Genomic DNA, 21,697 nt, shown 5'->3' on the forward strand with positions numbered 1-21,697 from the left:
CGCATCCCCGGCAGGTCCGCACCGGGCCCAGCCATGCGAACTGGCGTTGCGTTTGATACGACAGCAACGGTGACGAAATTAGCAGGGCTTGGTTCGGCGTGGCTAAAGAGATGACCGAACCTCGTTGTTGCCGAAAAGTCACCGCATCGAAGATTGCGCGCATGGTTTGACCTCAATCAATCAAGCCAGTTGGGGAGAAGGTGCGACTTGCAATATGCTTCGGAGTGTGGCCGGCCTTCAGGAGGCGACAGTGCAGAAAACTTTCCTTGCGGGCATCGCCGCTGCAGGATTGGTAAGCGGGCCTGCTCTTGCATCGGACTTGCCTGCCAAAACCCCGATTTACAAAGCTCCAATCGCAGCGCCGCCTTATAATTGGTCAGGGCTCTATGTGGGGGCCAACTTCGGCGGGGGATGGTCCAACGGCGGCCTGAACATTCCTGGCAACAATCTGTATGGCGGCCTGAGCGAATTCATTGGCGGCGTGCAGGCGGGCTATAATTTCCAGGCCGGCCACCTTCTATTTGGCGTCGAAGGTGATTTTGACGGAGCCAGCTTTAGTCATCCGGCTCTTTCTACTCCAACGGTAGGTTATGTGGACCAGCGCTGGATCGGCACCGTGGCGGGCCGCGTCGGCCTCGTGAATGATCGATGGCTCGTATTCGCCAAGTTTGGCGGCGGCTGGGTGCACAGCAACGCTACTTTGAACCTCCCTGGCACAGTCTGGAACGGATCCAACACCAGCAGTGGCTGGCTAGTTGGCGGTGGCCTCGAATACGGCTTCAAGTCGCGTTGGACGGTCAAACTCGAATACGATTATCTCGGGCTATCAAACTGGAATTCTCTGACGGTCCCTTCAATAGCTTTGAACCGCGACCTTCAAATGGTCAAAGCCGGGATCAATTATAAATTCCAGAGCGGCGTTTCCGCCGCGGCCGAGCCATCGACCGCTGAGGCCTCTCATCAGCCTTCGGAAGATCTTCAGAAGGCATCGCAAAACCCGATTGCGGACTTGGTCAGCGTACCGTTCCAAAGCAACACCAATTTCAACGCCGGGCCGTTCAATCGCGCCCAGGAAGTATTCAACATTCAGCCCGTCGTGCCGATGCACTTAAGCGATGACTGGAACCTGATCTCACGCACTATCATTCCGTTGGTGAGCCAGCCGAATCCGCTCTTCGACAGCAACACCAATGGCATCGGCGACATCACTCAGTCGCTGTTTTTTTCCCCCGCGCACCCGGGCAAACTCATCTGGGGCGTTGGTCCAGTCTTCACCGTTCCGTCTGCCAACGATCCGATCCTCGGAACCGGCAAATTCCTGTTCGGCCCAACGGCCGTCTTTCTGACCACACCGGGACATTGGGTGATCGGTGTACTGCTCAATAACCAGTGGTCGATCGGTGGCAATCCACTGCGACCGCCCGTTAACACCTTTCTCGCCCAGCCCTTCCTCAACTACAACATGGCGCACGGCTGGTACTTGACCACAGCACCCATCATTACCTCGAACTGGCTCGCACCATCTGGCGAGCAGTGGACGGTGCCGATCGGCGGTGGCTTCGGGCGAGTTTTCAAGATGGGTGATCAACCGGTGAATGCATCGATTGCCGCTTATTACAACGCGATACGTCCGACGGGTACTCCAGCGTGGCAACTGCGGGCTTCTATCGCGCTGCTGTTTCCTGTCAAATGACGTGGCGGTCCGGCGCGTAATCTGCACTATCCGATTTCGGCTCCATCACGCTTTCAACCGACGGCAATGACACGCCGGCAAGTCTCGCTCGATCTTGGGATGGAATGCCGAAAGTGCATAGCGCATACGCTTTGTTTGGACCAACTTTCTTGTCGAAAATCTTTAAGCTAGTCACCCGCGTCGGCGCTGTCGGCCTTTGGTATCGACCGTACGTCGTCCGCGGCAATTGGTATTGGGCGCACCATACGCAGCTGCGATGGTCGGCGCTGCGGTCGGCGGTGACCGTCTGGCTCTGCTTGGCGGACTGCGCGGTAACGACAATTCTCTAGATAATCGCGCTGGCGGACGCGAGCGCAGCGCCGAGAGGTGCCGTTGACAGATGATCAATTTTCTCCGGGATTACCTGTTCACCATGCCGGTGCTCGCGAAGTTCGCGGTAGGGATGGTGATGCTTGTCGTTATCCCTCGCCTTTCCCGCCGGATGCACATTCCTGCAACCGTGGGGCTGCTACTCGGCGGCGTAGTCGCCGGACCGTATGTTCTCGACATCTTTGGCAAGGTCCGGCCGATAGCAGATTTCCTGGCGGAGCTCGGCAAACTGCTCTTGATGTTTTTCGCAGGCTTGGAGATCAATCTCGCGTTGTTTCGGCGGGCCCGTGACCGCTCGATCGCCCTTGGCATCGCCACAACCGTGTTTCCTCTGTTGCTTGGCACCATCGTTGGGCTTTCTTTTGGTTACGGCGTGGTTCCGGCGATCGTGATCGGATCGCTGTTGGCTTCGCATACACTACTTGGGTTGCCCATCGTGAGCCGGCTCGGCCTGGGAAATCGGGAGTCGGTGACAGTTGCGGTCGGCGCCACGGTGATGTCCGACACCCTGTCGCTCGTGGTATTCGCAATTTGCGTTTCGATTTATACGACCGGCTTCTCGCCGGCGGGGCTCGCGCTCCTCGTAGCGGAAATCGTTGGCTATATCCTGCTGGTGCTGTTCGGCTTGAGCCGTCTCGGAGCCTACGTGCTCAAGCGAGTGGAGAATGAGGAGGACGCTTACTTCGTACTTATGCTGAGCATCATGGCAATCGCAGGCGTGCTTGCGGATGCGATCCAGCTGCCGGGCATCGTAGGGGCGTTTCTCGCGGGACTCGCCATCAACGCTTCAGCACAAAAAGCGCCGGCAAGTCTCAAGCTTGAGTTTTTGAGCAAATCGTTCTTCATCCCCATCTTCTTCGTCGTTACCGGCTTCTTGATCGATCCGATCAAGTTTGCTTTTGGGGTTCTCGACGATTTCTTCCTCGTCGCCAGTATTGTTGGCGCCCTGCTTGTCGGCAAGTGGATCGCCGCCTGGGCCGTGGGTCATGTGTTCAGCTATGGTCCGGATGAACGACTAACCGTTTGGTCGCTCACACTGCCACAGGTCGCTGCCACGCTTGCCGCGACATTGGTCGCCCACGACACGCTCAACTCAGCCGGCGAGCGCCTCCTTGACGATCGCATGTTCAATGTCGTGCTTGTGCTGGTATTCGTCACATCAGTGCTTGGTCCGGTGCTGACGGAGCGGTTTGCATCTCGATTGAGTGCCGATAAACACGTTCTCACCGATTGAACCTACGGCCGCTTGGAATGCCATGAGCGCAAGAAAGTTTACTGTTTGCTGCGATCCAAAAGGGAATTGGCGTCGTCGGGGCGAGCGGCTAGTGATCGACTTCAAGCGACTGCCGGAAATCTGTCGGCGCTGTAAGTCCGTTTTCGCATAGACGAGAGCAGTCCGCTCCCATTGAAATACCTGTCCAGATATGCGGTCGTGCGGAAGGACAGGATAAGGAGTTACGACGATGGCTATTTCAGTCTCGATGTTCGCCTTGAGTTCACAGCTGGTTGTCGCGGTTGCCAATGGAGTGCCGGCATTCGACGTCACACGCACATGCAAGCTCGACTTGGCCGCGACGGCGGGACTTTCGGACACTCAATCCGTAAAGGCCTGCATCATGGATGAAAAACGAGCACAACGGCAACTCGGGAGCGAGTGGTCGAAATATCCGGCTTCAAGCAAGGCACAATGCATTCCGCTGGAGAGCATCGGAGGCACTCCAAGTTATGTAAGTTTGCAAACGTGTCTGCAAATGAACCAGTGGGCACGCTAGTTTGCCTTGCACGACATGAACCTACTGACGCCGGGAGAAACTCTGTTGCTGTAGTGCATCATCTACTGTCATCGCGATCCAGCCAGGACCCGAAAGGCCCTGCTTTTTTGCCATGTCGTTGACCGCATCGACAATGTCGGGTGTGAGGGGTACGTTGATGATGACGTCCAAACCGCTGTCGAGGCTATAGACCAGCCTCGTTACCTGGCCGGAGAATCGCGCGACACGCCCAGCTTTTTCAGCATCGGTCAACGAGCCTTCTTGAACGACCATTGGACAGTAGGCACCGATAAGGTGATCAACTATCAGTCGTTTGGACATGCCCTCGCGCCGAAGGGTGGCGATAGTGGCGCTGAGTTGGCTTATATCGGACATTGCGTTGGCACCGGGGAGCAGGCCTTTGATCTGCTCGAGCTTGGCTGGAGTGTTTGGTTTGAATGGCGAAGGACATTCAAATTTGTCCGCACCGACAGCCGGTACAATCGTGAGCATGAAGAGAATGCTGCTCAGCAGCCGCAAAATTCTGGTCATGGCAAGCGACCTTCAATCTGCCCGCAATGTTTCAATTGTTCGCCCTGAGGCGTGGAGGCTGATGTTCCAACGCTCGAGGATAACGTAGACTCTCTTGACGAACCGAATGGCGTTAAAGCAGCCCCCTTAGATATCGAGCGGATAGACCCAGTTGAACCAGGAATGAGCGCGGATTGAGATCTTTCGAAGTACGGCCCATGCGCCATGCTCTCCCCCTGTATAGATTGCAGCCAAACCCTGCGCGCCTATCGGGAATTTGGATTGGTCAGCGTGGTCGAGTCGTATCTTCACGGCGTATTGCCCTTGGGGAACATTTGGCGGCGGCTGCTGGAATTTCGGGATGTCGTCGCTTGGCAAATACTGTCCTATGCCATTGCCGCGCCAGACGCTGTCAACAGTCCCGCGAAAGATTTGACCGGGATAAAGATCGAGGGCGACTTCAACCGGCTGCCCCGGCTTCACATATTTGAGGTTCTCCTGGAAATATGTTGCGAGCAGATAGCGGTCTGCATCCGCAATAAATGCGGCGATGCCGCCGACCCGAAATGTGCCAGCCACCATTCCCGGGCGGACCTGAAGGTTGATGATATGACCGTCCTCCGGCGCCATCAGAGTAGTATTATCCAGATAGTATCGCGCGAGCTGAAGTTGCGACTCCATGTTTGCGACTGTTGTGTTGACGCCGTCAATCTCGGACTTGTATTGCAGGCGGGCGCGTTCGAGTTGGGCCAGTGCTGCATTGTTGGTTGCCTCCGCCGCATTCACCTTGGTCAGCCACTCTTCCACCGTTTCTTCGCGCACCGCCTGCTCCTGTGCGAGCTTGTCGAAGATCCGCTTCTGATACTGAGCGTATTCCAGCTCCACCTTGGCCTTCTTCGCGCCTTGGGCCGCCGCGTCGACATCTGCCTTCAATACCTTGACGTTTTGCGTGGCCGCGGCGAGCTGCGCGGAGATCTGGTCGACCTTGTACTGGTAGGGACGGCGATCGAATTGAAACAGAGGCTGGCCCTTCTTGACGGCGGCACCTTCCTCGACAAGGACCCCCTCAACAAGCGTTGGCTCGGGGAGGCGCGGAACGAGCTGGATCGTTCGTTGAACGACGGTTGCATTGGCGGAATTCGGCGTAACGAATCGGAGGCCTATCACGAAGACAAGCAACAAATGGACAACAAAGAAGCCGAAGATAACGCCCCAGCCAGGCGTAAGTCTGATGAGCTTGAATCGAAAAAAAACAAGCCAAAACACAAGTGACGCAAATGCAAGAACGAGAAGAGCAACCATCATGGGGTAGACTCTCCTTGCTGCGTCTCCGGTGCCGTGAGGGCCGCCGGGGACTTGCCGGTCAATTTTGCGATCGTCGCTTCGGTTTCGGTCCTCCTCTCCTTTGGCAAATAGCGGACATCGATCACGGTTGTCGGCCTAAAGGCCCAGGCCAGCGCCTGAATCCACGGCACGACCGCCAAGAAGCCGACCCAGCCCATCAGATAGACCGCCTCAGCTTCGGGATGGTTGCGGGCGATGGCGATTCTCCCGGGAAGACCAAGCATAAACACAATGAATCCGAGCCCGACGGCGGTAAGGAAAAAAAGCGACAGGAAGGTTGCATAGTCCCAAAAGTCGAGGGAAAAACCCAACAAAGCTTCCATGGCGGGCGTTCCTCCGTGATGGCAGAGCAGTACTTCCTGGCCGGCATCCATCACACAGCTAGTGTTTCGCTGACAAAGACAGCGGAAACCAATGATGTGCCGTGCTTTTTTCGCTGGCTATGCAAATTCGGCGCGGTAGAAGAAAGTTTTAGAAACCTCGGGAAGCCCTCGCGTGAACGGGTCCGTGCTGGTTGGACTAGCCACGCGAAGTTCTCTCCATGGAGCTTCGCCGCTGGCGCCAAGACGCTCTGACGAGGTGCGGCCGAGCGGAGAATGCTGAAATTGGATGACGAAAATCACACCAGGATTCTCTTCGCTTTACGAATGAACCATGGTCTCATCTTGGGGGTGGACGAAATAGCACGGTATAGTCGACCACGAACTGGAGCTCCGGTTGGGAATTGCGCACGTTACCTTGCTGCCAGACATTTGCGTATTGCATCTTGAGACGAAAACCCTTCCACGGGCCTTCCGTTGGACGATATTGTATCCAGAGGTCCAGCTCCTTCTGATCGGGTATCCCCGCATTGGTGCTGCTGTTGATGGCGTCCCAGCCATACGTGTACCACGCCCCGGCGCTGAGGCCGGAAAGACCAACCGTTCCGAAGTCGTACGCTATGCTGCCGCCGAAGGCCTTTTCATTCGCGTTCGTGAATAAGAGCTGCTGCATAGCGGTGTAATTGGGATTTGCACCGAACGGCGTATATAGACTGGAACCCCGACCGGTAATCGAACCGGCGACGAACAATGTCCATCCGGCATAAAGCATCTGCGCCTTCGCAGATGCCTGATAAGTCTCGAAAGGAGTGCCCGTGAGCAGGTTGGCACCAACGCTTCGTTGATCGATGCCGTTCGCGCCGATGATCCAATTCGGAACCCAGTTTGGCTGCCTGAAGTCGTACTCTACCTGAGCGAAGCCCGTGTTTAGAAAGTCTTGGACGTTGTAGTCCATGGCGGCAAGCGAGAGCCCGGTAACCGGCCGGTATCGGACCATCCCGAAGGCCGCGCCGTGGTTGACGACATTGTTGCCAGTCACAACATCCGACATGGAAATGAAAGTATTCCAGTCTCGCTGTTTCATATTCCAGAGGTAACCGACCGAGTAATCGTAGTTTCGATCCCTGTCCGGTAGCGAGACCAAAGTGGCGGCTTCAAACGTATTGGGCACCATTCGGTTGTCTTGCGGATTGATGAGAGGGGTGTCCACCAACTGGCGACCACCTCGAAATTCCTGGTCCCCAACCTGCGCGCGGCCATATATCTGCCCAAGCACACCGATCGAATTTTGGACTGGAGCCAACAGCTTTGTGCCACCTTCGTCGAACGGGGCGAAAATGGGTTGCGAGGTATAGGCCGCTGCGTGTACCCCGAACACGTCACCGATAAGCCCCGATCTAAATGCCAGCCAACCACCGGCTGCCCAAGCTTGCGACTTCGACCCATTGAAATTGCTGCTCGTAAAATCGAACGTTCGGGCCACAAATTGCAAATAGGAATCGCGAAAGAACGCCGGAGTTTCGGCCGAATATTGCCAGTAGACCTCGTTCATAAAAGGTTGAGGCGGGACTTTTTTCACATTCCAGCTGAAGCGATCCTGGTCTGCGAGCTCAATGTGCGAGTCAGGTAGGAGTTGCTGCGCCTCGGGCAGGAGTTGTTGCGCCTGGGATTGCGCAATCATACCGACTGATCCGACGAATATCTCGATCCCGCCGGCAGCAAGCAGCCCTATCGAAACATGACTTCGAAGAGGGGGGCATTTCGGCATGACCGCAGCAGCCTCCTAGTCACCACCCTTGGTACTCCAGATCAAACCGCTAGAAAAGCTCCGCTGAGGTGATATCCGCAAGCAAGGTCGCGCTCGAATCAACCCTTTGATGGAAGGTTAAGCTCAAAGCCCGAACCCGAACCGGAATTGCAAAGGCATAGTGGCCTTCCGCGCACGGTCCATCGAACTAGCTGCTGATCCGTTCCATCTCTCTAAGCGATCAGCCTTTCGCTCTGCCTTTTCTTCTAGCGTCCAACGTCGTTGCTAACGTTCGAGTAGTAGGCAGCGAGCATCGCGATCTCCTCGCCTGTCAATTGGCGGGCAATGGTACGCATCTGCTCGCTGATGTCGTTGCGTCGATCGCCATTCTTAAATAACTGCAATTGTAGCTCGAGATAGGCCCGCTGCTGACCCTTCAGTCCGGGAGCTCCAGGTGTGAGGCCAACCGGTCCATGACAGGCCGCGCAAGGTGCGATCCCCCGGAGCGGGTCGCCGACTTCGATCAAGCGACGCATGGCCGTGTCAGCCGGTCCTTCGCTCAAAGCGCCCTTTTGACTGGGCAGCGACGCATAGTATGCGGAAAGATCGATCAGGTTCTCCTCCGACAATGGAGAAACATACACCCCCATCACGGCTGGGTATCGCTTGCCGCTTCTGAAATCCTCCAGCTGTTTGTAGATGGCGGCCGCGCTTTGACCAGCCAGATTTGGAATCGCAGCATCTGTGCTTATCCCGTCGGCGCCATGGCAATTGTTGCAGGTCGTGGCGATCGCCGCGCCACCAATCGAGTCGCCTTGTTCGAGCTTTTGCCGCGTCGCGGTCGTCCACGCAACCGCCGAAGCAGGCCGTCCCGCCACCGGTTTGGATGCGGATGCGTTACCGTCGGGCAGGCCGATGGCGCGGCAAATAGCGCTCCACAGGTCGAGCCCGTTGGCACCTCGCTGAGCGGAGGGAAGCCAGATGAAGCCAACAACGAGCGCAAGGACAAAAAGCCCCGCGGTTGCGCCAATCGAAATGGCGAACCTGGAATCGCGCAGAGGTGGCTGATCACCGTCGGTCATTTTGCGAAACCGGGAAAGCGGGTACGGCAGATTTGCCGAGAAATGCAAACTGCGCCAGCGGATAGCCATAGTTTGCGACGGTCAAGGCCAACACAAGCAGCGCCCATATCCCGAAGCTGTTCAGCGATTTCGGCAGCCGGCGCGGCGGGTTGATCGCGAGCGAAAATTTAAGAGGTGAGATGGCGGCGGCGGGTCCGCGATGCGACGCTAGCAGCACGCCGATGAACAAAGCCGCCGAGAAGACGAGAACGAAACCGCCGATCGCCGATACACTGACCCAAATACCCTGCGAAGCCAACGCAGGATTGCTGAAATCGTAGTAAGCCATGCGACGAGGTTGGCCCATGACCCCGACAAGATGCCACGGGAGGGTGACGAGCAGCATCCCGACAGACCAGGTCCACAATTGAAGCCGAACAAGGTTTGGGGCTGCAAGCGGCCGGCCCGTCAATCGAGGCCAAAGCTCGTATGCGATTGCAAAGTACATGATAACGACCGCTCCACCGTAGATCAGGTGAAAATGGCCAGTAACCCATTGCGTATTGTGGACCGTCGAATTCAGTACGTAGCTCATGTTGATGATTCCGCTCGCGCCGCCAAGTCCCAGCATGACCATTGAAAACCCCGACGCGAGCACGAACGGACGGTCCCACGGCAATGCGGCGATCCAGCCGAACAGGCCTCGGCCGCCGCGCAGCCGGCCGGCAATTTCAAGGGAGGCGCAGATCGTGAAAATCGTGAGCAGGGTTGGCACCGCGACCATTCCGGTGAACACGGCATGAAGAAACTTGAAGCCAGCCCCGATCTGGGGATCGACAAACAGGTGATGAATGCCGATGGGCATCGAAAAGACCAGGAGTTGCAGGAACGCGATGCGTCCCATCTTGTCGCTGTACAAGCGACCGTCGGCGGCCTGCGGCAACAAGACGTAGAACGAGATGTAGGTCGGTATCAGCCAGAAATAGACGATGGCATGAAGCGTCCAGGAAAATAGCACCCGGGCAAGTCCGGGGTCGACCGTCGGTGTCCAGCCGTAGGCATTGGGTAGAATGAGGAAGGCGATCTCTGCGCTTACGCCAAGTGATGTCCACCCCCAAAGCAGGGCTCCCACGGTCGTGGCAAACATCGCCAGAGGAACCGGTAGGCCGGGATGATCGACTTTCCAGCGCCAGAAATGCCAAACCATAAGCCCGATCCAAATCCACGAGCCAACAACGGCGAGCAGAACGCCAAGATAGTAGTAAGAGCTCCCTAGCATGGGTGGATAGAACGTGTAGAGGACAGTTGCGTTTCCCGCGGCGACTGTCGCGAGGGCCATCGCCGCCCCGGCCATCACAAGCAGAAACGAAACCCAGGCAAGCGACAGGCCGCGCATCGGCCGGCCGAGCGATACCGCGCAAACCGCATAGCCGAACCCCATCGCCACCAGCGTCGGAAAGACATAGGCGAAGGTTGTGCCGTGCGCTGTGACAGCGCGGTAATACAGTTCCGGAGGCACCCAATGGTGGAGGGGACTCCGGACCAGCATTTGCCACGCACCAAGCGGAATCGCGACCGCGAAGGCGGCAAACGCGGCCCAGAAGTGGGCAAGGACAAGACGACTGCTACCGTACACAGGACGCTCTTGGTTGGCCGCCGTAGGATTTTTCAAACTCTCGTCGGTCGACGACCTTGACGTGTGCCCACATACTGTCGTGACCGACGCTGCAATACTCGTGACAAGGCATCAAGTGATCTCTCGCGCTATTGAACCGGGTTCGCACTTCTGCGACGAAGCCCGGCACCACCATGCTGTTCACATTTGTATCCGTGATGAGAAATCCGTGCACGACGTCGGGGCTGGTTACACGAAAGACGACTGGAGTCTGCGCAGGAACGACCATACAGGAGGGCACAAACGAGTATTGCTGCGCAATGACGCGTACAATCACTGAGCCGTCAGGCTGAACCGCCGTACCAAGATTCTCCTCCACGAATTCGCCGGCAAGATGGAGACGGCTGGCGTCAATCGTTTCAACATTCGACGGAGGCTGGGCGGTGAAATGCACACTGCTGAAGATAATCGCAGCGAACACGAAACCAATGACGCCAGCAACGACGTAGGCCCACCGCCGTTCCGACTCCTCGATGGCATCATGAGGAAGTGTGCTCATCCAACTTGGCCCCGCGGCACAAAAATGAAGAAATAGAAAGCAATCCAGATAGCAATCAGCGCTGCCACCGAGAGTCCCGCAACCAAAAACGCGCCGCGAGGCCCCTTCGCTGCTATCGCCAGGACTTCGTCGTCGTTGCCATGGAACGCCACGTTCTCGCGGCAAAAAGCTGCCGAGACGTGGTCTTCGACTCGGTTGTCTGATCTCGGCATGGATTCCCTCCGGTTATCCGGGCTTTGCGAGTTTCAATGCTGCCAACACCTGGGCGGGCCTAAACGGAATCGAACGCAGGCGCGCGCCCGTCGCGTCGAAAACCGCATTCGCGATTGCCGAGGGCACAACGGCCGTTGTGGGTTCACCTGCGCCCCAAGGAACTTCGTTGGGCCGATCAATCAAATCGATGACGACATCGGGTACATTGGGAAAGGTCAGAATCGGGTAACTTCCCCAATTGAGACTGGTGACGGCGCTTCGGCTGAATGTCACTTTCTCGATGAGTGTGCGACTGACCGTCTGTACGATATTCCCCTCGATCTGATTGCGCAGCCCGTCGGGGTTGATGATCTGGCCACAGTCGTGCACAGCAAATACACGATCGACCTTGATCGCGCCCGTGGTACGATTGACCGTCACATCGGCGACGATCGCGACATAGGTCCGCACCAGCTCATACTTCACGTAGGAAACACCGCGTCCGTGCGCGAGTGGACCGGCATCGCGCGAACGCGTGCCACGGGGCTCCCACTTCGCGAGCTTTCGCAACCGCTCGAGCAGTTCAAGCCCGCGCTGATCGGTCAGATAGCGCGTTCGAATCTCAAAAGGATCGATCGCCGTGTCGGCGGCGATCTCGTCAAGGAAGCTCTCGTTGGCAAAGGTATTTTGCAGGCGACCCGGCGCGCGTATCCACGCCGCGGGTAACGGTTCGTCGGCGAGCCAGCGTGCGGTCAACTTGCTGTTGACAAAGTTGTACGGGATTCCCAGTCCTGCATTGTAGAGCCCGGCGCCTGAGCCGAACTTCGGGAGCTTTGCGAGCACCGCCGCGAGCAGCGTTGCGCCAGAACGTTGCATCGGTTGTAGGTTCAGAAATACGTCGGCTTCCCACCTGGTGACCTGGCCTTCGCTGTCTACGTCGGCGCTGTAGTCGAGCAGGACCGGCGGGCACTTCGGATCCCAGCCGTGCTCGTCGGCGCGCATCCATTGTAGCCGTACCGGACGGCCTATCATTGTTGCGATTAATGCTGCTTCGGAAGAGCAGTCATCGGAACCATTCCGGCCATAGCAGCCCGCCCCCTCGACAAAAATGCAGCGGATGCGCTCCGGTGGCAGCTGCAGCATGGTGGCAAGTTGCGGACGCAGCAGATGGCACGCCTGCGTGGGGGTCCAGACAGTGAGAAAACCGTCCTTGAAGTCGGCCACCGCGCAAGATGGGCCAATCGATCCGTGCGTATTCATCGTCATGTCATAGGTGGCCTGCAGCGTTCGGCCGCCTGGCTTTCGCGCCTCGCTGGCATTGCCGGTGCTCTGCAACACTTCTGTGCGGTTGATTTTCGCGTTGCGCACCCACTCAAAGAGCCTGGATTCGTCGGGCAAGCCGGCCCAGGCGGACCATGTTGCGACGATCGCCGTCGACGCTCTGATTGCGGCCCATTCGTCGGTCGCCACGACGGCGAGAAAATTGCCCTTGCGAACAGCGCGCACATAGCCGGGGATTTTCCGACAGGCATCGTCGTTCCATCGTTCGAGCGTTGCCCCGACGGCGGCAGGGTGAACCACACGCGCATGCAGCATGCCGGGTAGCTTGTGGTCCTGGACGAAGTTGAATGTCCCGAAGATTTTGGCGGGAATGTCGCGGCGAGGCACAGACGTGCCCACGATGGTGTAGTCCTTTGGGTCCCTCAGCGGCGCCGCGGGATCGATTTTCATTGCAAGCTTTTGCTCGCCGATGAGTTGCGCATACGAAAGCTTGTTGCCACCGGCCCGCGATGTGACCAGTCCATCCTGGACCGTCAAAGTGTCCTTCGCCACCTTGAGATTGTCTGCAGCTCGCTGCAGGAGCGCCTCGCGCGCAGTGGCCGCAGCCCGCCTGATCTGCATGCCGCCGTCCTGTATCGACAAGCTGGCATAGGTCGGTCCTTGGTTGGGCGTGAGCTGGGTATCGCCCTGGATCATTGTTACGCGATCGAGCGATACGGACAGCTCTTCGGCGGCGATCTGGGCGATCGCCGTGATCGCGCCGGTTCCGAGCTCAACCTTTCCCGAATAGATCGTGACCTTGCCCGTCGCGTCGATCGAGATGAAGCCGGCGACTTCGTCGGCAGCGACGGTCTTGTCGGCCGGGCGCGCCGCTTCAGCCCGGATCGATTGTGAGGTGACGGCAAACGTCACCACGAGCGCGCCCCCCTGGGCCAGAAGAGCGCGGCGAGAAAGCAGCGTGTGGGCGGCCTGTGCTGTCACGCCATTTTCTCCGCGGCACGCATCACGGCGCGCAGGATACGGACGTGGGTCCCGCATTTGCACAGGTTTCCCGCCAGTGCCTGTCTGACCTGGTCTTCAGTCGGCCGTTTTGTTGTCGCGAGAAAAGCGGCCGCCTGCATGATCATGCCGTTGATGCAGTAGCCGCACTGGGCCGCTTGCTCGTCGATGAATGCTTGCTGCACTGGATGTGGCTTCTCGGCCGTACCGAGACCTTCCAGGGTTACGATTTCGGCGTCGGCCACAGCCGAGACCGGCATGACGCAGCTGCGCAGCGCTTCGCCGTAATAATGCACCGTGCAGGCGCCACATTGTGCCAGTCCACAACCGAAGTGCATGCCGTGCAGACCGAGTTGGTCGCGCAGCGCGTACAGCAAGGGCATGCTGGGATCCTCGGCCTTCAGGACGACTGCCTTGCCATTGACGGTCAATTTGATGGTGGTGGCCATGATCCCGGTGAACCCCTTGCCGAGTTCTTTGGAGATGTGAGACAGCAGGTGGTACGCAACTCGAAGCTTCGGTGCTGTCAGAGATTGGTTGAAAATTGCAGCGATCGCTATGCACTTTCGGCCATTCGTGAGGAGACTTCGATCACGCCAAGCCGCGCGCGGGCATTTGGTGCTCTAACAGACCAAGTTTCATCTAGAGTTCAGGCTTTCAGGACGTAACTCTGCAGGTTCTTGCACGCGCTTTTGAACATTGATCCGAAGTACATTCGCGAAATAGGGCCACCCATGGCGACCAAGAGACGCGGCTCAAGTGCCACGGTGTAGGTGAAACGCGTCTTGCCCGGCGTAAGCTCCTCCAACAGGTAATCCTCGGCGAGCGCATGGGCCATCGGCATGGATTGCCCGGTCACGTAGAACGAACAACGGCGGTTCTGCTCCCAGCGGAAAAAGTGCTCGTCGAGGGTGACCGGCTTAAGCCATGCGGTCCGGGTCGTTCCAACGCCGTACGGCTTATTGCTCGTCCATGCCACCTTACGGATGGCACGAAACCATTGAGGCCAGGATTCTCCGTCCTCAAAAATGGCAAAAACCTTGGCGGGAGACGCATTCAGTTCCACCACGTTCTTGAAACGCATGGGCGCGGTGTCGAAGAACGAGGCATCTACGGGACGACAAGAAAAGCGCATGGCTCAGCCTCTCAGGTAATGTGCGGAGAGACAGCAGGTGATGTCGTTGCTGTCAGAGATTGGTTGAATATTGCAGCGATCGCTATGCAATTTCGGCCATTCGAGAGAAGACTTCGATCCAAGCAGGCACGCCATTTGGTGCTCTACCAGCGGTAAGTGTACCGAATTCGCATAGTCACCTTGCAGGATTTGCCTCAGTATTCGAAGTCCTCACCCTGCTTCCTTTGCCGGGTCAAATCTCTGCCGGATCGAAGGAATTTTTGCGCGTTTCTTGAAGAGGTGAACGAGATGGCCCGCAAGCTGACCGCAATAATTATTGTTGCATCGTTCGGGGTTGCGGGCGTCGCCCAGGCGGCAGGAAATGCGGCGGCGGGGAAGGACACGTCAGCCGTATGCGCAGGATGCCATGGCGATCAGGGCCAAGGGATAGCGCCCAATCCTGCACTGGCAGGCAAGCCGGACGCCGACTTGGTCAAGGCGCTAAAGGATTTTAAATCCGGCAGGGTCAATTCTGTGATGCACGGGCTGACGGCTTCGCTCAGCGACCAGGATATTGAGAACCTGGCAACCTACTATGCATCGCTCAAGTGACGCTGGTCTCTCACGGATCCGCAGCTTTCAGACGACAGATCCAGCGGTGCCGAATTTGCATAGTCACTTTGCAGGATTTGCCTCAGTATTCGAAGTCCTGAGCCTGAATCCCTGCTTCCTTTGCCGGGTCAAATCTCTGCCGGATCAAAAGGAATTTTTGCGCGTCAACCATGAGTGCGGAGCGCTGCGATGAAAATAGCAATACGAAAATTGGGCATTGGGTCGTTGCTTGCTCTGTCTGCGATGGTGCCGGCAAGCGCGCAACAGGCTCCAGCTGAGCCTGTCATCTTCCTCAATCAGGCATGGTCGCAGGAGGATCAGGAATGGTACTACCAGTTCTCACAAGGTTCCGCGGTCCTCCAATATGATATTTTCCTGAATCTTGAAGTCGCTGACGGCCAGGAGCTGTTCCGATCCGACGCAAACAGCGAGCGCTTTGGCCTCATCACTCAAAAGGCAAATCCCCGATTCAACCCGGACGGGTTGCCGGTTGGTCTCAGCAAGACGTCGGTGGGCGCAGGTCGTTGGGCAAACAACGAAAGCGGGGATCATATTGGCTTGACATGCGCAGCCTGTCATGAAGGCCAGCTCAACTACAAAGGCAAACGCATTCGCATTCAAGGCGGCGTCGGCAATATGTTCGATATCAAGGCATATCTGACCGCGCTCGACGAAGCAATCCAGACCACTTTGACTGATACGGCGAAATTCGATCGTCTTGCGGCGCGGATCGGAGCCTCCGGCGCCGATGCCAAGAAGTCGTTGCGGCAGCGCTTTGAAAGCCAGGCCAACAAGATACACGACTATCGCACGCGGACATTGGTTACCCCCTCAGCTTGGGGACCGTCGCGGATGGATGCCATCGGACTGATTGTCAATCGGTTGACGGCTGACGTACCAGGGCTTCCCGAAAATTGGTCTACTCCCATCGCTCCAACCAAACCGCCGTTCTTATGGAATGCTCCTCAAGGACTGTGGACACAATGGCGCGGTGTGCAACAGGATCCGATTTACCGAAACCTGATCGAATCCATGGGCGTCTACTTGCCTATCGATCTGCGGTCGAAATCGCCGGCGGAAGGGCTGTTCCATTCCGACGCAAGAATTGCGGACCTCCAGAAGGTTGAGAACCTATTGTCGCGCCTGGCGCCACCGCAATGGCCGGAAGAAATATTCGGTAAGATCGACCGGGAAAAAGCGAAAGCCGGACAATCGCTATTCATCACCCACTGTGCAAGCTGCCACAACGCTTGGCCTTACAGGTGGTCGGAGCCCAACAAATACGGCAAGCGCTTCATTCTGGTCGGTTTGACACCGCAGTCATACGTGGGCACCGATCCGGGGCAATTCCACGATCTGCGGCCGTTTGCACTTACGGGACAACTAAGCAACCATCTGCCGGGGGAGTTGCGCGGCAAGGACCTCGTGCGAACGGGTGAATTATACTTCGGCGTTTCCAGTTCGATACTGGAAAGGGCGCTGGCGGGCCTAAAGATGACCGAGGAGGAGAAGGCGAATCTCCATGGCTATCGAGAGTACCCGTTGGCAAAGCCGCCGGAAGAGGTCTACAAGGCCGCGCCGCGCGACGGCGTCTGGGCTACTCCGCCATTTATGCACAACGGCTCAGTTCCCAATCTGTACGAAATGTTCGTGCCAGCCAAGGAGCGCACCAAGAAGTTTTACGTCGGGCGTGAATTCGATCCAGTCAAAGTGGGGCTGGACACCAGCGGTGCCTCTGGAAAGTTTTTGCATGATACGGAGTTGCTAGGAAACTCGAACGCCGGCCATTCCTTCGAGGATGGTCCGCGTGGACGTGGTGTAATCGGACCATTGCTGACGGAGAACGAACGCTGGGCGCTCGTAGAGTACCTGAAGTCCATTCCCGAAGACCCCGGCAGAGTGACGCCGTTCGGAGGCCCGCCTGCAGGGCTTCTGCCGCAAAAATAGCTGGTAGTGCTATTCGGGCGTGATCGTCTCGATCACCAACGCTTAGTCGAGCCGTATGAAGATTGGAGTGCCGTGATGTCGGATCATATTGACGGGCCGAGGCAGATCGGAGACCCCGCAGTCGATATCACGGACCTGCTTGCGTTCACGAGCCCGGAAAATCCGGCTCGTACGGTGCTCGCCGTGAACGTCTTTCCGACGTGCGGGGTTGATGCCATCTTCTCAAATGCGATCAATCATTCGATCGTCGTTCGTCGCGCGAAGGTGGCTGGCATCGGCGAGGCTACCAAATTCGAGACGGCCGATCCTGAAATACGCTTCAGTTGCCGTTTTGAGGCCCTTGAGCGTGGCGCGGTGGACCGGAAGCCGGTCCAGCGCGGTATTTTTACGTTCCCCGATGGACAGACGCTTCGTTTCCTAGCCGGCAATGAAAAAGGGGCATCTACGCCTGACGGCGCATTCCGCGTATACGCAGGAATGCGTTCCGATCCATTTATCCTCGCCTGGTTAATTCCGGCCGGTTTGAAGAAGTTTCAAAACCTGCTTTTCAACGATAACGTGCTTAGCATCGTTGTCGAGTTCGACACGCAGCGCGTGCTGGATCCCGGCAAAGGATCCTTATTCGCGGTGATCGCCGAAACGATACCGATTCCTCGGCCCGGCGCATTGGTGGGGCACGAACCGCCACGGATGGATTGGGTCGGTCGTCCCGAGAACACCAATATGCGCTTGAACAACCCCAGACTGACGGGTGCTGACGATATCCGCGATCTCTGGAACCAGCAGACCCCCTTCGCGATCGATGAAAAGTTTCGCCCCTTGTTTCTTCAGCGCATGAAGGACAGCCTGGCCGAATGGGATATGCGCGACGGCAAGCAGGACTGGACTCCATCTGCGCTGGCAGTGAACGCCAGTATGTTTGTCGACGATTTTCTACTGATGGATGTTGCGAAGCCGATGACCGACACCAGCCATCTGGAAATCGAGCGAAGTACCATCAATGGTAAGGCCTATCAGACCGGTGGAGGCCGCACCGTCGACTCGGATGTCATCGACATACTGATGACGTGGATCGTGAATCGCGATCGCGAATTCCTGGAAGGCGGAACGACGAAGGCAACCAAGCCTGGAACGAAAACCTTCCCATACCTCGCATCGCCGAATCTCGACCTGCAGACGGTGGTTGAGACCATCGATGTCGGCGCCGCGCCCGACAAGGTCTGGGAGTTGATAGGCCAATTTGGTAGCAATTGGCATCCTCTGATCGCAGAAATTCGCTTAACCGGAACTGGTCTCGGTCAATTGCGAACGATCGAAACAGTCGACGGCAAGCAGATCATCGAACGTCTCGAGGCGATCGATAACGCAGGCCGGTTCTACCGCTACACTAATGTCTCAGGTCTATCGGTGGCGAACTATACTGGAATGTTGTCGGTGAAGCCCAATGGTGTGGGCAGTTCGGTGGAATGGCGCGCCCAATTCCTTCCGAACGGGCAGGCTACTATTGCCGTGAAGACGATTGTGTCGACCCTGTTCAAGGTTGGATTGGACAGCCTCAAGTCTCGCTTCTGAGGTGACAATGACTGAAGCCGCGGTTCTCGATTGCGAGTGTTTCCAAACGACCGATGGCGAGATCGCCATTACCAACCTGAATAGCGCGCGTCTGCGGTCCTGGAACCGCTTCTATCAGGATCCGCAACGCGCCGGCGCCGCCGAGACCGTCCTCGAACACGAACAGCTGACCGCGCAATTTGCGGGAGATCTGTCGGCGCTTGGTCGTCTGGAAGCATTTGGCGAGCAACTCGGCCGACTGGATGCGTTTTCCTCGCGTACGATGATGATTCAGGCGCAAATCGCCTCGGCGTTGCATCGCTTTTCAGATGCAAGGCACTATCTCGCACAAGCAAGCCTTGGCGGAGCACCGTCGGCAGACGTAATGCGCGTGTTATTGAACGTCGATCAGGCGTGCGGCTCGCATCTGGAGGAGGTGCTGGACGAGCGGCGTAGGATCGTTGCGAAATCCGGTCGCTTTGAAGACCGTGTAGCGCTTGGTGCGCTGCTGGCAGATGTGGGCGAATTTAACGACGCCGACGAAATCTATCGACAAGCCTTGCGGGAATACCGGGATGTTTCGCCGTTCCCGGTGGCCTGGGTTTGTTTTCAGTTAGGCATGCTTTGGGGCGAACTCGTACCGGAACCACAATTGGCGCGCGCCGAGCATTGGTATCGCAAGGCAGTTGTCGGTTTGCCTTGTTATGTGAGAGCCCGCGTGCATCTGGCGGAGATCTGTTCAGCCACGGGTCGGGCACGTGAAGCGGAGGCGACGCTCAGGCCGGCGCTCGCCAGCGGCGATCCGGAAGTCTCGTGGAGGCTGGCAGACGTGCTGCATGCCGAGGGGAGCGTTGGTGAGGCGGCTTCACATCTGGAAGCCGCGCGATCAAGGTTCGAGGAACTATTGGACAAGCACTTGCTGGCATTCGCCGATCATGGCGCCGAATTCTATATCGGCAGTGGAGGCGATCCGTCACGGGCACTGGAGCTCGCGGAGATCAATCTCAAGAATCGACCGACGCTCCGTGCTTTTGAGCAGACCTACACCATCGCCCTCGGAGCAGGCGAGACCGACGTCGCCAACGAAGTTTCCGTGAGAGCGACCAAGTGCTGGGGCAATGCACCTGCGTTCCAATTGTCGTCATTTGTGCAAGGCTCTTTGGAAACCGGGAAAGGGGCTGCCGCATGATAGTCGATCGTCGGGTTTTTGTTGTCGGCGCAGCGCTTGCCGCCTTCACGCCAGCTCTTCGAGTTTTGCCGTCCGAAGCTGCCGTGCCGGAAGCGGGCGCGATCCAACAACCTGCCCTCATGATTAGCGGCTGGAGCGTACGAGATAGCAGCGCCGATAACCAGATCTGGATGAGGGTCGGTCTCGGGTGGAAAACCGCCTGGCGGTAGGCTCGTACCCAGCTTCCAGCTGCGCTAACGCAATAGGGTTTCAGGACTGGGGCTGATTGCCTTGATACAGAGCGCCTAAGCCGACGAGAGCTTGGTTTCGTGCCGGGCGGAGCCAAGCGGAGATGGGAGAGTTACCGTGAAACCGCTCGCGAAACTCGTCGCCTTGGCCGTTATCACCATTGCGCCGAACGCTGGCGCCCACGCGCAAACGGCTGCCCCAGCGACGGCGATGCCTCCTGGCACCACGCAGGGGCCCTGGACGAGCGTGAAGCCTGGCAATTCGGGAAGCTATTGCAGTCCAGGAGAGTATGCGGTTGGTATCGAGGTCGAGGTTGCACCGTCTGGGACAGGTCTCTGTGCTGAATGCATTTCCAGACTTCGGGCTATTTGCCGGCGTTACGGGATCTGATCTATCCGATCGATTTGTGGAAGGCGGTCACTCAGTGACATCTCAACCCGCCTAATAATAATTGCGGAAATACTCGGCGGCATAAGGCGGGTTGCCCACCATATCGACGGGGTCGCCCTCCAATAGTGCGCTGACCTGCGTCTTGTAATCTGCGGAGACATCATCAGGTTGCTGTATTGGCTGTGTGAGAATTGCACGATAGTTTTGGTAGGCCTCCTTGGTGCCGATGAAGATGCACACACAATGCTGAGGCTCGGCATAGAGATACCGAACGTTACCAGCGCCGAGGTTGTGAATCACGAAGCGATGGGGTGGCAGCGAGTGCAGGGCCTTTTTGCCGGCGGCATCATTGGCGAAATGCACTTTGAAGCCCGCGGAGGACAGATAAAAACTGTTCTTGTCGAGAAATGGTTTGCTCGGCGGTTCCCCAGCCAGCAACGAAAGGCAGGGCATCAGCAAGATAGCAGATAAGACAACCAAGGAGCTACGACTTGGCAAAGCCGGGCGGCTTGTTACTGGCATGATTTTGACACTCTGATCTCGACGTAATCGAACTTAGAAAAGGAATCAGGAGTAGCCTATGCAAAATCGGCATCAGGTGCGGATCCACTTTACAGTCCAGCGCACGGGGCTGAGTGTGATCGGCGGGAGTCATCGAAACTGAATGAGGCGTTCTTTTCCCAACTGATCTGGGCCGAAAGTGCATAGCGCGGATTGGCGGTTCTGTCACAGTTCGACCGGACCTTCGCTTCGCCTGAAAGATTTCCCAGGGGTGACAAGATGCTGAAAGCACTAGCTACTGCGACGGCAATTCTAGCTGCAGAAAGTTCACACGTTCAGGCGCAAACAGACCTCACGGCGTACGCGGATGCTAACGGTTATATTGACGTGCAGGCACTAACGTGTGCTGCCCTTGCAGGAACCTGGCAGGGCGATGCTGACAGGCTGACCACCTGGTACAGTGGTTGGTACAACGGCCTTGCAAAGAAGCACTACTTCAACATAGCCCGTTCGAAAGAGCTGGAACATGAGGTGATTGTCTATTGCAAAGCAAATCCGCAGATTCGGATCATCGAAGCGATAGATGTGATGCTCAAGCAAGAGAAACACAAGGCCGCGTTCAAGTGAAGTTACGATTCGCGGTCGCCGGGTCTGGTGTTAGCGTAATGTCACTCTTGAAGATATTAAGTCATCGTGGATTGTT

Annotated in this window: 21 protein-coding genes; 9 read left to right on the forward strand and 12 right to left on the reverse strand. The window is 57.3% G+C overall.

Annotated features, from left to right (window positions below):
• Positions 1-250: 250 nt before the first annotated feature.
• From V1279_RS06120 to V1279_RS06130, 3 genes are all read left to right on the forward strand, one after another.
• On the forward strand, positions 251-1,693 hold the full coding sequence (locus tag V1279_RS06120) for an outer membrane protein (protein ID WP_334433510.1): 1,443 nt from the start codon (positions 251-253) through the stop codon (positions 1,691-1,693).
• Between the two features lie 379 nt (positions 1,694-2,072).
• Complete coding sequence (locus V1279_RS06125; protein ID WP_334433512.1) at positions 2,073-3,296, forward strand: cation:proton antiporter; 1,224 nt, start codon at positions 2,073-2,075, stop codon at positions 3,294-3,296.
• Positions 3,297-3,525: 229 nt separating this feature from the next.
• The gene (locus V1279_RS06130) at positions 3,526-3,834 is read left to right on the forward strand and encodes a hypothetical protein (protein ID WP_334433514.1); all 309 of its coding nucleotides are present in this window, start codon (positions 3,526-3,528) and stop codon (positions 3,832-3,834) included.
• Positions 3,835-3,855: 21 nt separating this feature from the next.
• Here V1279_RS06130 and V1279_RS06135 read toward each other — a convergent pair whose 3' ends face one another.
• From V1279_RS06135 to V1279_RS06185, 11 genes are all read right to left on the reverse strand, one after another.
• Positions 3,856-4,365 carry a hypothetical protein gene (locus V1279_RS06135; RefSeq protein WP_334433516.1) on the reverse strand — a complete coding sequence of 170 codons (510 nt, stop codon included), beginning with the start codon at positions 4,363-4,365 and terminating at the stop codon, positions 3,856-3,858.
• A 126-nt stretch (positions 4,366-4,491) separates the two neighbouring features.
• Positions 4,492-5,649 (reverse strand): HlyD family secretion protein, encoded by a 1,158-nt coding sequence (locus V1279_RS06140; protein WP_334433518.1) that lies wholly within the window; start codon positions 5,647-5,649, stop codon positions 4,492-4,494.
• On the reverse strand, positions 5,646-6,011 hold the full coding sequence (locus V1279_RS06145) for a DUF3302 domain-containing protein (protein WP_334433519.1): 366 nt from the start codon (positions 6,009-6,011) through the stop codon (positions 5,646-5,648). Before V1279_RS06145 ends, V1279_RS06140 begins: the two co-directional genes overlap by 4 nt.
• 337 nt (positions 6,012-6,348) lie before the next feature.
• A complete protein-coding gene (locus V1279_RS06150; protein ID WP_334433521.1) occupies positions 6,349-7,689 on the reverse strand; it encodes an OprD family outer membrane porin in 1,341 nt (446 codons plus the stop codon).
• A 332-nt stretch (positions 7,690-8,021) separates the two neighbouring features.
• Positions 8,022-8,837, reverse strand: coding sequence for a c-type cytochrome (locus tag V1279_RS06155; protein ID WP_334433523.1), 816 nt, complete (start codon positions 8,835-8,837; stop codon positions 8,022-8,024).
• Positions 8,824-10,452: a cbb3-type cytochrome c oxidase subunit I gene (locus V1279_RS06160; protein ID WP_334433525.1), complete on the reverse strand. Its 1,629-nt coding sequence runs from the start codon at positions 10,450-10,452 to the stop codon at positions 8,824-8,826. Before V1279_RS06160 ends, V1279_RS06155 begins: the two co-directional genes overlap by 14 nt.
• On the reverse strand, positions 10,442-10,990 hold the full coding sequence (locus V1279_RS06165) for a cytochrome C oxidase subunit II (RefSeq protein WP_334433527.1): 549 nt from the start codon (positions 10,988-10,990) through the stop codon (positions 10,442-10,444). Before V1279_RS06165 ends, V1279_RS06160 begins: the two co-directional genes overlap by 11 nt.
• Positions 10,987-11,202 carry a hypothetical protein gene (locus tag V1279_RS06170; RefSeq protein WP_334433529.1) on the reverse strand — a complete coding sequence of 72 codons (216 nt, stop codon included), beginning with the start codon at positions 11,200-11,202 and terminating at the stop codon, positions 10,987-10,989. Before V1279_RS06170 ends, V1279_RS06165 begins: the two co-directional genes overlap by 4 nt.
• A 13-nt stretch (positions 11,203-11,215) precedes the next feature.
• Complete coding sequence (locus tag V1279_RS06175) at positions 11,216-13,444, reverse strand: xanthine dehydrogenase family protein molybdopterin-binding subunit (protein WP_334433531.1); 2,229 nt, start codon at positions 13,442-13,444, stop codon at positions 11,216-11,218.
• Complete coding sequence (locus tag V1279_RS06180) at positions 13,441-13,911, reverse strand: (2Fe-2S)-binding protein (RefSeq protein ID WP_334433533.1); 471 nt, start codon at positions 13,909-13,911, stop codon at positions 13,441-13,443. Before V1279_RS06180 ends, V1279_RS06175 begins: the two co-directional genes overlap by 4 nt.
• A 200-nt stretch (positions 13,912-14,111) precedes the next feature.
• A complete protein-coding gene (locus tag V1279_RS06185; protein WP_334433535.1) occupies positions 14,112-14,546 on the reverse strand; it encodes an SRPBCC family protein in 435 nt (144 codons plus the stop codon).
• 339 nt (positions 14,547-14,885) lie between these two features.
• Between V1279_RS06185 and V1279_RS06190 the strand changes: the two genes are divergently transcribed.
• From V1279_RS06190 to V1279_RS06210, 5 genes are all read left to right on the forward strand, one after another.
• Positions 14,886-15,188 (forward strand): c-type cytochrome, encoded by a 303-nt coding sequence (locus V1279_RS06190; protein WP_334433537.1) that lies wholly within the window; start codon positions 14,886-14,888, stop codon positions 15,186-15,188.
• A 189-nt stretch (positions 15,189-15,377) separates the two neighbouring features.
• Complete coding sequence (locus V1279_RS06195; protein ID WP_334433539.1) at positions 15,378-17,135, forward strand: di-heme-cytochrome C peroxidase; 1,758 nt, start codon at positions 15,378-15,380, stop codon at positions 17,133-17,135.
• Between the two features lie 75 nt (positions 17,136-17,210).
• Positions 17,211-18,707 carry a DUF4331 family protein gene (locus V1279_RS06200; protein ID WP_334433541.1) on the forward strand — a complete coding sequence of 499 codons (1,497 nt, stop codon included), beginning with the start codon at positions 17,211-17,213 and terminating at the stop codon, positions 18,705-18,707.
• A 7-nt stretch (positions 18,708-18,714) separates the two neighbouring features.
• Entirely contained in the window at positions 18,715-19,875 is a 1,161-nt protein-coding gene (locus V1279_RS06205; RefSeq protein ID WP_334433544.1) for a hypothetical protein, read from the forward strand.
• Positions 19,872-20,084, forward strand: coding sequence for a hypothetical protein (locus V1279_RS06210; protein WP_334433546.1), 213 nt, complete (start codon positions 19,872-19,874; stop codon positions 20,082-20,084). Before V1279_RS06205 ends, V1279_RS06210 begins: the two co-directional genes overlap by 4 nt.
• A gap of 460 nt (positions 20,085-20,544) precedes the next feature.
• Here the strand turns inward: V1279_RS06210 and V1279_RS06215 are convergent, their stop codons facing one another.
• Positions 20,545-21,015 (reverse strand): hypothetical protein, encoded by a 471-nt coding sequence (locus tag V1279_RS06215; protein ID WP_334433548.1) that lies wholly within the window; start codon positions 21,013-21,015, stop codon positions 20,545-20,547.
• Between the two features lie 258 nt (positions 21,016-21,273).
• On the opposite strand from V1279_RS06215, the gene V1279_RS06220 reads away from it, so the two are divergent.
• Complete coding sequence (locus V1279_RS06220) at positions 21,274-21,621, forward strand: HdeA/HdeB family chaperone (protein WP_334433550.1); 348 nt, start codon at positions 21,274-21,276, stop codon at positions 21,619-21,621.
• The last annotated feature ends 76 nt before the right edge of the window (positions 21,622-21,697 follow it).

The sequence above is a fragment of the Bradyrhizobium sp. AZCC 1610 genome (assembly GCF_036924515.1).
Taxonomy (GTDB): domain Bacteria; phylum Pseudomonadota; class Alphaproteobacteria; order Rhizobiales; family Xanthobacteraceae; genus Bradyrhizobium.

Bases quoted from the DNA above. Each gene is read 5' to 3' on its own strand.
- V1279_RS06195 (WP_334433539.1), top strand. From the start codon at position 15,378: ATGAAAATAGCAATACGAAAATTGGGCATTGGGTCGTTGCTTGCTCTG.
- V1279_RS06170 (WP_334433529.1), bottom strand. From the start codon at position 11,202: ATGCCGAGATCAGACAACCGAGTCGAAGACCACGTCTCGGCAGCTTTT.
- V1279_RS06165 (WP_334433527.1), bottom strand. From the start codon at position 10,990: ATGAGCACACTTCCTCATGATGCCATCGAGGAGTCGGAACGGCGGTGG.
- V1279_RS06150 (WP_334433521.1), bottom strand. From the start codon at position 7,689: ATGATTGCGCAATCCCAGGCGCAACAACTCCTGCCCGAGGCGCAGCAA.
- V1279_RS06125 (WP_334433512.1), top strand. From the start codon at position 2,073: ATGATCAATTTTCTCCGGGATTACCTGTTCACCATGCCGGTGCTCGCG.
- V1279_RS06185 (WP_334433535.1), bottom strand. From the start codon at position 14,546: ATGCGTTTCAAGAACGTGGTGGAACTGAATGCGTCTCCCGCCAAGGTT.
- V1279_RS06135 (WP_334433516.1), bottom strand. From the start codon at position 4,365: ATGACCAGAATTTTGCGGCTGCTGAGCAGCATTCTCTTCATGCTCACG.
- V1279_RS06200 (WP_334433541.1), top strand. From the start codon at position 17,211: ATGTCGGATCATATTGACGGGCCGAGGCAGATCGGAGACCCCGCAGTC.
- V1279_RS06220 (WP_334433550.1), top strand. From the start codon at position 21,274: ATGCTGAAAGCACTAGCTACTGCGACGGCAATTCTAGCTGCAGAAAGT.
- V1279_RS06145 (WP_334433519.1), bottom strand. From the start codon at position 6,011: ATGGAAGCTTTGTTGGGTTTTTCCCTCGACTTTTGGGACTATGCAACC.
- V1279_RS06210 (WP_334433546.1), top strand. From the start codon at position 19,872: ATGATAGTCGATCGTCGGGTTTTTGTTGTCGGCGCAGCGCTTGCCGCC.
- V1279_RS06140 (WP_334433518.1), bottom strand. From the start codon at position 5,649: ATGATGGTTGCTCTTCTCGTTCTTGCATTTGCGTCACTTGTGTTTTGG.
- V1279_RS06130 (WP_334433514.1), top strand. From the start codon at position 3,526: ATGGCTATTTCAGTCTCGATGTTCGCCTTGAGTTCACAGCTGGTTGTC.
- V1279_RS06190 (WP_334433537.1), top strand. From the start codon at position 14,886: ATGGCCCGCAAGCTGACCGCAATAATTATTGTTGCATCGTTCGGGGTT.
- V1279_RS06180 (WP_334433533.1), bottom strand. From the start codon at position 13,911: ATGGCCACCACCATCAAATTGACCGTCAATGGCAAGGCAGTCGTCCTG.
- V1279_RS06155 (WP_334433523.1), bottom strand. From the start codon at position 8,837: ATGACCGACGGTGATCAGCCACCTCTGCGCGATTCCAGGTTCGCCATT.
- V1279_RS06215 (WP_334433548.1), bottom strand. From the start codon at position 21,015: ATGCCAGTAACAAGCCGCCCGGCTTTGCCAAGTCGTAGCTCCTTGGTT.
- V1279_RS06205 (WP_334433544.1), top strand. From the start codon at position 18,715: ATGACTGAAGCCGCGGTTCTCGATTGCGAGTGTTTCCAAACGACCGAT.